This window comes from Cohnella lubricantis, assembly GCF_014212015.1.
Taxonomy (GTDB): Bacteria; Bacillota; Bacilli; order Paenibacillales; family Paenibacillaceae; genus Cohnella; species Cohnella lubricantis.
This window is the reverse complement of the sequence record NZ_JACJVN010000102.1, coordinates 1-11,920: the sequence shown is the minus strand read 5'-3', so window position 1 is coordinate 11,920 and position 11,920 is coordinate 1. Positions and strand designations below refer to the sequence as shown.

The 11,920-nt window shown below is 59.8% G+C and carries 8 protein-coding genes; 4 read left to right on the top strand and 4 right to left on the bottom strand.

All coding sequences use genetic code 11. The features are described 5' to 3' along the window. Positions 1–273: 273 nt before the first annotated feature. From H4Q31_RS20805 to H4Q31_RS20795, 3 genes are all read left to right on the top strand, one after another. Positions 274–1,209: an aldo/keto reductase gene (locus H4Q31_RS20805; protein ID WP_185180985.1), complete on the top strand. Its 936-nt coding sequence runs from the start codon at positions 274–276 to the stop codon at positions 1,207–1,209. Positions 1,210–1,337: 128 nt separating this feature from the next. After that, positions 1,338–3,413, top strand: coding sequence for an S-layer homology domain-containing protein (locus tag H4Q31_RS20800; protein WP_185180984.1), 2,076 nt, complete (start codon positions 1,338–1,340; stop codon positions 3,411–3,413). After that, a complete protein-coding gene (locus tag H4Q31_RS20795) occupies positions 3,400–4,275 on the top strand; it encodes a GNAT family N-acetyltransferase (RefSeq protein WP_185180983.1) in 876 nt (291 codons plus the stop codon). The genes H4Q31_RS20800 and H4Q31_RS20795 overlap by 14 nt, the downstream gene beginning before the upstream one ends. A 121-nt stretch (positions 4,276–4,396) precedes the next feature. On the opposite strand, the gene H4Q31_RS20790 is transcribed toward H4Q31_RS20795, so the two are convergent. The 4 genes from H4Q31_RS20790 to H4Q31_RS20775 all read right to left on the bottom strand — a co-directional run bounded on the left by H4Q31_RS20790 (position 4,397) and on the right by H4Q31_RS20775 (position 9,899). Further along, positions 4,397–6,436, bottom strand: a complete 2,040-nt coding sequence (locus tag H4Q31_RS20790) for a methyl-accepting chemotaxis protein (RefSeq protein WP_185180982.1) — start codon at positions 6,434–6,436, stop codon at positions 4,397–4,399. A gap of 280 nt (positions 6,437–6,716) precedes the next feature. Continuing rightward, entirely contained in the window at positions 6,717–8,372 is a 1,656-nt protein-coding gene (locus H4Q31_RS20785; RefSeq protein ID WP_185180986.1) for an FAD-binding dehydrogenase, read from the bottom strand. 86 nt (positions 8,373–8,458) lie between these two features. Continuing rightward, positions 8,459–9,475: an SDR family oxidoreductase gene (locus tag H4Q31_RS20780; RefSeq protein WP_185180981.1), complete on the bottom strand. Its 1,017-nt coding sequence runs from the start codon at positions 9,473–9,475 to the stop codon at positions 8,459–8,461. A gap of 49 nt (positions 9,476–9,524) precedes the next feature. Further along, positions 9,525–9,899 (bottom strand): CD3324 family protein, encoded by a 375-nt coding sequence (locus tag H4Q31_RS20775; protein ID WP_311771780.1) that lies wholly within the window; start codon positions 9,897–9,899, stop codon positions 9,525–9,527. Positions 9,900–10,390: 491 nt separating this feature from the next. Between H4Q31_RS20775 and H4Q31_RS20770 the strand changes: the two genes are divergently transcribed. Further along, positions 10,391–11,470: an LLM class flavin-dependent oxidoreductase gene (locus H4Q31_RS20770; protein ID WP_185180980.1), complete on the top strand. Its 1,080-nt coding sequence runs from the start codon at positions 10,391–10,393 to the stop codon at positions 11,468–11,470. Positions 11,471–11,920: the final 450 nt, after the last annotated feature.

Here is an 11,920-nt window from a genome sequence, read left to right as displayed (position 1 = left end):
GCCGCGGCACGTGCCGCGGCGCCTGCGGGCGCCGCCCCGCCTGCCGCTGCGGCTGGCGAATTCGGACAGCGGCTTGAGCGCGCCGCATTGCACACACCTTTTCACCGTCTGCTGTATCTCTTGTCGTTCAGTAGTCGTCGTGTTCATGACTAAATTATACCATACTTGCCGGATCGGGCGATTGTGCTCGTTTATTTTCCAGCGATAATTGCCAGACGGAACCAACAACTGTTATAATTACAGATACAGTTTGCATAAGGAGATGATGCCGGAATGGCGAAGAAAGTGCGTTTGGGCAGAACGGATCTGACGGTGACCCCGATCGGACTGGGCACGAATGCGGTCGGCGGACACAATCTTTTTCCCAACTTGAACGACGAGACGGGCAGAGAAGTGGTACGGACCGCTCTGGAGCAGGGCATCAACTTCCTGGATACGGCGTACATCTACGGACCGGAGCGTTCGGAGCAGCTCATCGGCGAAGTCATCAAGGAGCGCGGCGGCCGGCAGGACATTGTGATCGCGACGAAGGGCGCGCACAAATTCGTCGATGGCCAAGTGGTGATGGACAACTCCCCCGCCTTCTTGACCGAATCCGTCGAGGGCAGCCTGAAGCGTCTGCAGACGGACTACATCGACCTGTTCTACATTCACTTCCCGGATGCGGACACGCCGAAGGACGAAGCGGTCGGCGCGCTGCAGAAGCTGAAGGAGGCGGGCAAGATCAGGGCGATCGGCGTCTCCAACTTCTCCATCGACCAGCTGCGCGAAGCGAACAAGAACGGCTATGTGGACGTCGTGCAGGACGAATACAACCTTATCAAACGGGGCAAGGAGTTGGACATTCTCCCCTATGCGAAGGAGAACGGCATCTCGTTCATTCCTTACTTCCCGCTGGCTTCGGGCCTGCTCGGCGGCAAGTATGCGTTGGACGCGACGTTCACGGACGGGCGCGCCCGCAACCCGTTGTTCCAAGGCGAGGCGTTCGCCGCCAATCTGGAGAAGGTAGATCAGCTTCGCGGCATCGCCAGCGAGAAGGGCGCCGAGGTGGCGCACGTCGTGCTCGCTTGGTACTTGACCCGCGACACCATCGATGCGCTGATCCCGGGAGCGAAGCGGCCGGAGCAGGTGGCGAACAACCTGCGGACGCTGTCCGTCGAGCTGACGCCGGATGAGGTCGAGCGGATCGACCGGATCTTCCGGGCGTAACGCTAGTTAAGAGAGATGACGCAGCCCTCGCAGGCGCTGCATTGTCTCTCTTTTTTTTCGCTGTCATAAAATAGCAAGATGCAATATGATAGGAAGTGTCACATTATCGCGAATGGAGTTGTCGATTATTGAAGCCTAATCTCGCTTTTAAGGTGTTGACGACCGCGGCCATGTTCAGCTCGCTCGCCTTGCCGGCTTACGCTGCGCCAGCGTCCTTCTCGGACATTAACGGCTCTTATGCGAAAGACGCCATCATGCAGCTTGTCGAACAAGGCATCGTCAACGGAGTCGGATCGGACAAGTTCAATCCGACCGGCAATATCTCACGGCAGGACTTCGCCATCATCCTGGCCAAATCGCTTCAACTGGACTTCAGCAATCCTCCCGCGACAGCTACGTTCACCGATGTGCCGAAGACGAATTATGCTTATGCCTATGTGGAAGCCGCCGCTAGTGCTGGCCTGGTTAAAGGCTTAGGCAACGGATCATTCGGCGCAAGCTCGAACCTATCCCGCCAAGATATGGCGGTGCTGTTCGTCCGAGCGCTCGGCGTGGACGCGACAGGCAAAGGAAGCCAGCTGCAGTTCTCGGACAAGGATTCGATTGCCGATTATGCCAAGGACGCCGTCGCGGCAGCCGTCGAACTTCGCCTGATTCAAGGCAACCCGGATGGCACCTTCGGTCCGAAAGGGAGCGCCGATCGGCAAGCCGTTGCTTCGGTTGCAAGCCGCTTCCTGCAAGCCAAGGAGCAGATCCAGAATAATACGGATGCCAATAACCCTCCTTCGGAAGAAGCGCCGTCTCCGCCGGAGCCTTCGCAGCCATCATCGGGCACCGGTTCGGGCACGCACACGCCGCCATCTCCTCCTACTCCTCCTTCTTCTTCGGAACTGCAGGCTCCGACGACGATTGGATTCGCCGGAATGGACAAGCTCAGCCTGTCTTATGGCTCGGTGCTTAGCGCCGTCTATTCGGCCGACGACTTCCACGTCTCCATTGGCGAAGGGGATGATGCCGCTCCGATCGAACCGAAGAGCATTGAAGTCGCGGGAAGCGCGATCAAGATTACACTGCCGGAGCCGATCTGGAATGGCAAGACGTACACCGTCGAGTACAGGAACGTGAGCGACAAGCCGGTTCGCTCCGAGACAGGAGCGTTGTCTCCCGACTTCTCCGTGAGCGCAATCGCCTCGCCGGACGGCGATATAGCGCAATGGCTGACAGCGTTGGTCGCTAGAGTCGATAGCGACATCGAATCCGCTCACATCGCACCCGATAGCCGAGATGCCTTAACCGGAGAATATCCGTGGGCTGCATATCTCGATCTTACTGATGCCAGAGAGATGGCATCCTTCATCTTGGACGAGGCACAGCCCGACCCGCTGTCGCTGCAGGATGCCTATGACACGCTGCGTGCACAGCTCTCCTCGTTCCATGCCACTCAGGCAGAGCCGCTGACGGTCTCGCTCGTGCCGGACGCGACGGTGATGGTAACGATGTTGCCGATGAGCGACAGTTCTGCGACAGTCACCATTGGCACCGTGAACAACACACCCTCGAAGCGGAATATTAACTCGCTTATCCAAGTTCGCCGCGGAAGCGAGTCCGCAGGCAGCATTGCTTATTCTTACGGCAAAGGATTCACAGTGGGCAACACGGAAGGGGAAGTCGTCGGGTATATCTCTGCCAACGATCATTTCGACGTCGAGCCTGACACCAACGGCTTCGTGGTCACTCCCAAAGCAGAGACGATTGACGGAAATTATTCAATTCCCTTTGATTTGACGGAACGCGGCGAGCAGGTGACAAGCGGCCACGTCGAATTGCCAGTTGCTCTGGATCGCGTGCCGACATCGGTCATCAATGCGGTCTACGGAAACGGCGTTCTGCAGCTCTCCACGAACGAGCCGATCTCGACATCCGTGACGCCGTCGGTCCGCTTGCGCTATTCGCCTAGCAACGACTTCAGCGACACATCGGCCGACGCCGTCGACTTGACGCCTGACGTAGATTATACGATTGAGATGGCGGAATCGCAGATTCGGCTCGTCCTGCAATCGCCTGGATTGGCTAAGCTTGAATATTCGTTGTCAGGCCAATTCCTAGTCACGCTCACCGGAATAGTCGACCAATACGGCATCCGATCAGACTTGGAGATCATCCCCGGGATGATCTCGTCTCCAACGGATGATGTCCCGAATTGAAGTCCGCGCCTTCCGCGGGTCGCTGCCCGCTGAATATGGCGGCCTGACGCCACCGGAGCTTCGCCCCTTGCTGCACCGGCTTCCCGAAGATTGCCTGGCGCTGGGGGCGAGCCTGTCCGGCCGCCCGATCGGGCTGGCAGTTGCCGAGCTAAAGAAGGCTGCCCGAGGAGCCAAGCTGCTCGCGCTGGCCATTGACAAGAGTTACAGGCGCCGCGGCATCGGCCGGCAGCTATACTCGATGCTCGAGACTCTCTTGCGCCGGAAGCTGGTCGTTGCCGTAACCGCCGAATATTTGGCCGAAGCCGATGCCGGCGAGGCGGAATCCGCTTTTCTAACAGCGTGCGGCTTCGTCTCTCCCGCGCCCGTCATCCGCATATGGAGCGGCCCGCTGCGCATCTCGGAGACTCTCCCGTGGACGGATAGACTGCGCTTGCCTGACGGCTTCGCCTGCAGCCCATGGTCGACGCTGACTTCGCAAGAGAGGGCCGCCATTGCGCGAGGTTATGGAGACGACTATCCGCCCATCCTCGACCCCTTCGCCGAAGAAGAACGTATCGATCCCGAACGCAGTCTCGTGCTGCGCCATCTCGGCGCTCCCATCGGATGGATGATCCTAGAGCAGTTCGACGCACGGACCGTTCTGTTCAAGTCGATGTTCGTCCAGCGCCGCTATCAACGCATGAGCCGCGGCATCGCTCTGTCGATCGAAGCGTTCCGCCGTTTGATTCGCGAAGGCAGCTATGAAGAGGCAATCTTCTATGTGGAGGAGCAGAATGCGGGTATGGTTCGGTTCCTCTCTCGCCGCGCCGACAGCCCCGGCATTCGCAAGCAGTTGCTGTGGCAAACGTCGAAGCCCCTATAATGAGGGCAGCAAGGACAACGCCTGACGGCATCCATTGTGCCGCTGCAACGGCCTCTCGCTCCACGACAAGGAAGGCGCCCCTGCTAATTGCCGGGGCGCCTTCTTCATCCTCTATCTAGGCTTACACTTCGAACTTCGATATCGCAGATTGCAGTTCCTCCGCCATTCGGGCCAGCATCGCTGCCGATGCGGAGATCTCCTCCATGGAAGCAAGCTGCTCCTCGGTGTTGGCGACAACTTCCTGAATGCTGCCGGAGTTGTTCTCCGAGATGCCCGAGACCTCGTCCATCGCTAGCTTGATCTTCTCCGCGCCGCGCGTCATCTCGAGGGCAGCCGCGGCTACTTGGCCAATCTGCTCCGAGACCTTCGCGACGGAACGCTGAATCTGCTCGAAAGCTTCGCCTGCCGTTCCGACCGAGTCGATACCCTGCTTCACTGCATGTGCGACATGGCCCATCGTCGTCACAGCCGTCTCCGTATCCTTGCGAATCTCCGACGTAATCTCCGAGATCTGATGCGCTGATTCTCTCGACTGCTCTGCCAGCTTCCGAATCTCCGCCGCCACGACTGCGAATCCCTTGCCATGTTCGCCGGCCCTGGCGGCTTCGATCGAAGCGTTCAGCGCAAGAAGATTCGTCTGGGAAGCTATGCCTTCGATAACCTCTACAATTCGAACGATCTGCGAGGATCTCTCTCCCAACGCTCCGATATCGCCTGCCAACAGGGATGCCTGGCTGTCAATCGAGTTCATCTGCTCCACAGCCGTATGCACGGCAACCGTACCGTCCTGCGCCTGATCCAATGAATGGTGGGCGACGCCGGATAACCGTTCGGCATTCGCCGATATTTGGCCCATCTGGGCGACCATCTCGTTGATCTCCTGATTGGTCTCGTAAATACGCTGCGTCTGAAGCTCCGAACCGCCGGCAATCTCCTGCACGGCCATGGTCACCTGTTCACTGGAACGCGTGCTCTGCTCGGAGCTGGCGTTCATCTGCTCCGCCGAAGCCGCGAGCTGCATGGTGTTCTCGCTCACATGATAGATAAGGCTTCGCAAGGAGCTCGACATCTTGTTAAAGCTGGAGGCCAGTTGTCCCAGCTCGTCGTTGCGGCGAACTTCTACCTGCTCCGTCAGATCGCCTTCGCTGATCTTCAGAGCCGATTGATTCAGCCGGTGAAGCGGCCGAAGAATAGATAGGGTAATGAAGGTGACCAAAATCAGGCCGATCACCAAGGCGATTCCCAGCACAATGAGCGTGATTCGAATAATGGGCGCAGCCTCGGAATCGACCTCGCTCTGATACATCGTGCCCGCGATCTTCCAACCGGTCTCGCTGTTCGTCGAGAACACCATCTTCTTCGTACTGCCGTTAAGCTGATAAGTGAAGTAGTCGCTCTCGCTCTTGAACAAGTTCTGAATCTCCTCGTTATCTGGCGCAGCCGAACCGATCTCATTCGTCGGATGGTACACATACTTGCGGTCTTGATCGAGCAAATAAACATAACCTTCTTGGCCAATCTTGATACTTTGGGTTAGGTCAGATAGCTTGCCGATACTGACATTCATTGCGGCAACGCCCTTGCCGTCCGCCGTTGCCTTGGCAACGGTAACGACAAAACTGTTCGTCGCTAAGGATTCGTAAGGCGATGTAATGATCACCTGGCCTTTGTTGGCCATCGCCAGTTGATACCAAGAGCGCTGTCTCGGGTCATAATCATCCGGGTTCTTCAGCGAATCGGGGGAATTGATGTATAACCCCGTTTCCGTCCCTACGTAAACAAGCTCCGCCTCGTTGTGAATCTGCTTAAATTTATCCAGCTTCCCTTTCACATCCAGATCCTGTCCGATATTCGACCCGTTCAGGGAAGTCACCCCAGATAGGTCGATCAGTTGGGACAGCAGATCCACGTCGTTCTTCTTCGAACTGAAGAACTCATCAAAGGTAGAATTAAGCAGGTTGACGTTCTCCGTAGCGGCATTGATCATTTGTTCATCAATCTTGTCCTTGGCTGTTTCGTACGCCTCCCAGGCCACGATCAGCATCGGCACAATCAGAATGAACAGGAAGGTGACGATGAGCCGATTGCGAATCGTTAGAAGCGACTTGCCGGATTTAGGAACTCGAATACCGAAGAGCTTGCGTTGCATTGGGGCATTCATACGATGAGTCTCCTCTCAGATGTCTCAACCATAGAAAAGAGGCACTCCCCCTATTCGAACCTCATCTCGAATTCGAAGAGTGCCCTTTGTCATAGGATGATTGGCATGTTGTCCCATCATTATAGAGGAGCAGACGCTAGGAGAGAATGATGACTTTGGGTCAAATAGGAAAAATCGTACTTTAGGACTGGGAGTTGGATGAGAAAGGGAAAAGGGCATTCCAAGAAGGCGGCTCCCTGATAAGCAAGATATCATCTGCTCCGGAGCCGAAGCGCCTTCATCAGCCCATATCCGCCGCGATCGCCCGGCCAGCCGTTCTTCCCGTGAACAGGCAGCCGCCAAGGAATGTTCCCTCCAGCGCCCGATAGCCGTGCATCCCGCCGCCGCCGAAGCCGGAAGCTTCGCCCGCCGCGTAGAGGCCGGGAACCGGCGACCCGGCGGCATCCAGCACGCGCCCGGCTAGATCCGTCTGCAGGCCTCCTAACGTCTTGCGGCTGACGATGTTCAGCCGCACGGCGATGAGCGGGCCGTTGTTCGGATCGAGGAGCTTGTGCGGCTTCGCAGCGCGAATCCATCGGTCGCCGCGATAGTTGCGCGCGCCCCGCATCGCCGTAATCTGCAGGTCCTTCGCGAACGCGTTGTCGATCTCGCGATCGCGCGCGAGCAGCTGCCGCTCGATGTGCGGCAGGCTCAGCAGATTTTCACCCGTTAACCGGTTCATGCCCTCTACCAGCTCGGCCAGCGTACCCGCGACGATGAAGTCTTCCCCCTTGTCCATGAACGCCTTCACCGGTCCCGGCACGCCGGACAGCGCGCGTCCTAGGACCTGCCGGATGCTCTTGCCCGTCAAGTCCGGGTTCTGCTCCGAGCCCGAGAGCGCGAACTCCTTCTGGATAATCTTCTGCGTCAGGATAAACCAAGAGTAGTCATACCCCGTCCGCATAATCGCCTCCAGTGTGCCGAGCGTATCGAAGCCGGGGAAGTTGGGCGCGTCGAACCGCCGCCCCTTCGCGTCCAGCCAGATGGACGACGGCCCCGGCAAGATGCGAATGCCGTGGCTCGGCCACACAGGGTTCCAATTCTTAATCCCTTCCGTGTAATGCCACATCCGGTCGCGGTTCACGATCCGTCCGCCCGCTTCCTCGGCGATGCCGAGCATCCGCCCGTCGACGTGCGCCGGCACGCCGGACAGCATGCGACGCGGCGCAGGGCCGAGACGCTCCGGCCAATTGGCCCGGATCAGCTCATGATTGCCGCCGATGCCGCCGCTCGAGACGAGCACCGCCTGCGCGCGGTACTCGAACGAGTCGATGACCTCGCGCGTGCTGGCTTCTCCTCTCGCGGCATCGCTCGGCGCCAGCACGGAGCCGCTCGCGCCGCAGACCGCACCGCGCGCCGTGAGCAGCTGATCCACCCGGTGCCTCGGCCGGTACACGACGCGACCTTGCCGCATGTGCTCCCGCACTCGCTGCTCGAACGGCGCGACGACGGCCGGCCCCGTCCCCCACACGACGTGGAACCGGGGAACTGAATTGCCGTGCCCGTCCGCCAAGTAACCGCCCCGCTCCGCCCAGCCGACCACCGGGAAGAAGCGGATGCCCATGGCGCGCAGCCAGCTTCTCTTCTCCCCTGCCGCGAAGTCGATGTAGGCTTCCGCCCACTTCCGGCCCCAACGGTCTTCATCGTCCTCGCGGTCGAAGCCGGCGGAGCCGAACCAATCCTGCAGCGCCAGCTCCTTGGAGTCGCGAATGCCCATCCGGCGCTGCTCCGGCGAGTCGACCAGGAACAGGCCCCCGAACGACCACCACGCCTGTCCGCCGAACGAAGCCTCGGGCTCCTGGTCGAGCAGCAGCACCCTCCTCCCCGCATCCGCAATCTCTGCAGCAGCGACTAGACCGGCGAGTCCGGCTCCAATGACAATGACGTCGGCGTCCAAGATGCCCATGACACGACTCCTCCCTGTTTAGAAAAAGGCGCCGGTCTCGGCGCCTTGGGGCAAACTCTAGCAATAATCCGCTTCTGCTATTCTCTAATCGCCCCGACAGCATCGTCCAGAACGCGAATCACCTTGTCGCACCAAGCGTCGAACTCGGGATCCTCCGTCTGCAGCTCGGGATGGGCCAGCACGTGGTCGATCGTCTGCCGGATCCCTTGATCGAACCGGACGGCAGCCGTGAACCCGGGCACGAGCCGCTTAAGCTTCGAGTTGTCAAAGACGACGGTGTTCGCCTTGTCCCCGATCAAGCCGCCTCGGAAATCCTGTGCGCTGCACGCGTCCAGGAACTCCGAGGAGACATGGACGGCGCGAAGCTCGACGCCGAGGGCACTCGCGATGGCCGCGTAGATCTGGTTCCACGTGAGCGATTCGTCCGACGTGATCTGAACCGATTCGCCGATGGCGTGGATGTTGCCCATGAGGCCGATGAACCCGCGCGCGAAGTCGCTGTTGTGCGTCATCGTCCAGAGCGAGGTGCCGTCTCCGTGAATGAGGACCGGCTTATTTTCAAGAATGCGCTTCGCTACCTGCCATGACCCCTTCGCGCCGTGCACGCCGAGCGGGATCGAACGCTCGTCGTACGTGTGGCTCGGCCGGACGATCGTCACCGGGAACCCGTTCTCGCGATATTGCTTCATCAAATAGTCCTCGCAAGCAATCTTGTTGCGGGAATACTGCCAATACGGATTCGATAGCGGGGTGCCCTCGCTCACCCGGTAATCCGACAGCGGCTTCTGGTAGGCCGAAGCGGAGCTGATGAAGATGAATTGCTTCGTCCGGCCGTTGAACAGCCGATAGTCCCGCTCCAGCTGCGCCGGCTCGAAAGCGATGAAGTCGGCGACCACGTCGAACGTCAGCTCTCCCAGCAGCCGCGCCACCTGGTCCTCATCCCGAACGTCGGCTTGGAGAATCTTCGCGCCGTCCGGCAGCAAGTCGTTCCGACTGCCCCGATTGAGCAGATAGAGCTCGCATCCTTGCTCCAGCAATTGCCTCGTGATGGCGGAACTGATCGTTCCCGTCCCTCCGATGAACAAAGCTCTCACAGCGTCCACCCCCGCAATTTAGAATCCTATTGAATGCCGGCGGCAGCACTCAATGATATGCATAGCTGCGCGCGCGTTCTTCATACTCGTTCTCTCCGCTCTCGTCGCACGCCTCTTGCGCTCCGCACGCTCCATGCGCTTCGCCGCAGTCCGCCTGCCGGCGCGACGCGCCGATGATCTTGCGAATGCTGACGACCGACAGGTGGAACTTGCTCTCCAGCTCGGCGACGGTCCAGCCATCCGCATACAGCCGGCAGATCTCGCGATTGCGTTCCGCCAGCAGCTTCCTCGTTCCGCTCGCTTCTCCCCAAGGCACGCGGTTATCGCTTGCCTTCGGCACGTACACCATCTCGCCGCAGACGTATTTCTGCAGCTCCTTGAGCAGACTAGGGGGAAGCACATCCTTCCCGTTCTTGTATTCCAATAGACATATCCTCCCGAGTCAAATTGAATTCCAGCCGATTGCGCCGCGATTGTGCGAACAACAACATCTATAAACTCCTCCTTTCATTACTGTCCGAAAATGTAGTGGCCTTGCGCGCAACAGCCGCCTCCGACGCCCGCAGACGAGGAAAGCGCTGCCGCCGATGAATCATTTCCATCATACACCATAATTAGCAGGCGAACCATCTATATGCAAAAAAGGAGGCCTTAACGGCCTCCCCTTCAACTGGCGGGGCCATCGCTTACGCGACAGCCACCTCACGTTGATTGATCAATTGGATCATCTCCTTTCCTGGAATTTCGTCGGGCCCGACATCTTCATCATACAGCCGAGATCTCCCGACAGGAAAGCGATTAAATGGTTATAATCAAACTGGATTATCCGCAGGTTGTCGATACTTTACTTAATATAGTTGAGAAACTATATATTTTTGAGTAAACTAGAGGTACTACCCCAAGGAGGCAACTATCATGTCCGATAAGGCTGTTCATATGGAGATTGGAATCAGTACTTTCCTGGAGGCGTCGACGAACCCGGCGACGGGCGAGCGCATCAGCCACGCCGAGCGCCTGCGGCGGGCAGTGGAGGAGATCGTTCTGGCCGATCAGGTCGGACTCGACGTCTACGGCATCGGCGAGCATCACCGCCCCGACTACGCCTCCAGCGCGCCAGCGGTCGTCCTAGCCGCCGCGGCTTCGCAGACGAAGCATATTCGATTGACGAGCGCTGTCACTGTCCTGTCGTCTGACGATCCGGTCCGCGTCTACCAGCAATTCGCCACGCTCGACGGCATCTCGAACGGACGCGCGGAGATCATGGCCGGCCGCGGCTCGTTCATCGAGTCATTCCCGCTGTTCGGGTACAGCTTGGACGATTACGAGGAGCTGTATGAAGAGAAGCTCGCGCTGCTCCTGAAGATCCGCGAATCCGAAAAGGTGAACTGGCCCGGCAGCCGCCTTCGCGCGGCCATCGAGGACCAAGGCGTCTATCCGCGGGCCGTTCAGGACCCCCTTCCCGTATGGATCGCCACCGGCGGCAACGCGCAATCGTCCGTCCGCGCGGGCATGCTCGGCCTGCCGGTCGTCTACGCGATCATCGGCGGCCAGCCGGAGCGGTTCGCCCCGCTGGTCGACCTGTACAAGCGCGCTGCGGCCAAGGCCGGCCACGACGCGAGCAAGCTGCAGATCGCGACGCATTCGCACGGCATCGTCGCCGATACGTCCGAGAAGGCGGCGGACTTGCTCTTCCCCGGGACGCAGGCGCAGATGAACCGCATCGGCCGCGAGCGCGGCTGGGGCGGGCAGTACACGCGCGCGACGTTCGACGAGGGCTGCAGCCTGCGCGGCTGCCTCTACGTCGGCGATCCGGAGTACGTCGCGGAGAAGATCGTGCTGCTGCGCCGCAACTTGGGCGTGACGCGCTTCTTCCTGCACACGGACATCGGGTCCGTGCCGCATCGCGACATCCTGCGCTCGATCGAGCTGCTCGGCACCAAGGTGGCGCCGATCGTGCGCAGAGAGCTCGCTCGGTTGGAGGGCGGCTTGGCGTGAAGGGCGGCGCTTGGCGCGGCGCGGAGGTGCGGCGCTCGGCGCGGGGATGCGGCGAGTACGCGAGGATGGCGCTTGGCGCGGGGATGCGGCGAGTACGCGAGGATGGCGCTCGGCGCGGGGATGCGTACCCTGAGCCGCAAGAGCAAAGAAGGCGCAGGCCGAGTTGATCGGCTTGCGTCTTCTTTGTGCGCGCGTCGGCTGTGCGAAGCCGCGCAACCGGGCTGCATGCTCCCCCGAAGCCCTCCTCATAGGCTTACAGCGAACATTCGCTCACCTTCCTCCCCTGTAACCCGGCTCCGACCGGTTACAGCGAGCATTCGCTCACTTTCCTCCCCTGTAACCCGGCTCCGACCGGTTACAGCGAACATTCGCTCACCTTCCTCCCCTGTAACCCGGCTCCGACCGGTTACAGCGAACATTCGCTCACCTTCCCCCCTGTAACCCGGCTCC

What these genes read in the sequence shown, in the direction of transcription:
- H4Q31_RS20805 (WP_185180985.1), top strand. Translation starts at nt 274, where the DNA reads ATGGCGAAGAAAGTGCGTTTGGGCAGAACGGATCTGACGGTGACCCCG.
- H4Q31_RS20795 (WP_185180983.1), top strand. Translation starts at nt 3,400, where the DNA reads ATGTCCCGAATTGAAGTCCGCGCCTTCCGCGGGTCGCTGCCCGCTGAA.
- H4Q31_RS20790 (WP_185180982.1), bottom strand. Translation starts at nt 6,436, where the DNA reads ATGAATGCCCCAATGCAACGCAAGCTCTTCGGTATTCGAGTTCCTAAA.
- H4Q31_RS20770 (WP_185180980.1), top strand. Translation starts at nt 10,391, where the DNA reads ATGTCCGATAAGGCTGTTCATATGGAGATTGGAATCAGTACTTTCCTG.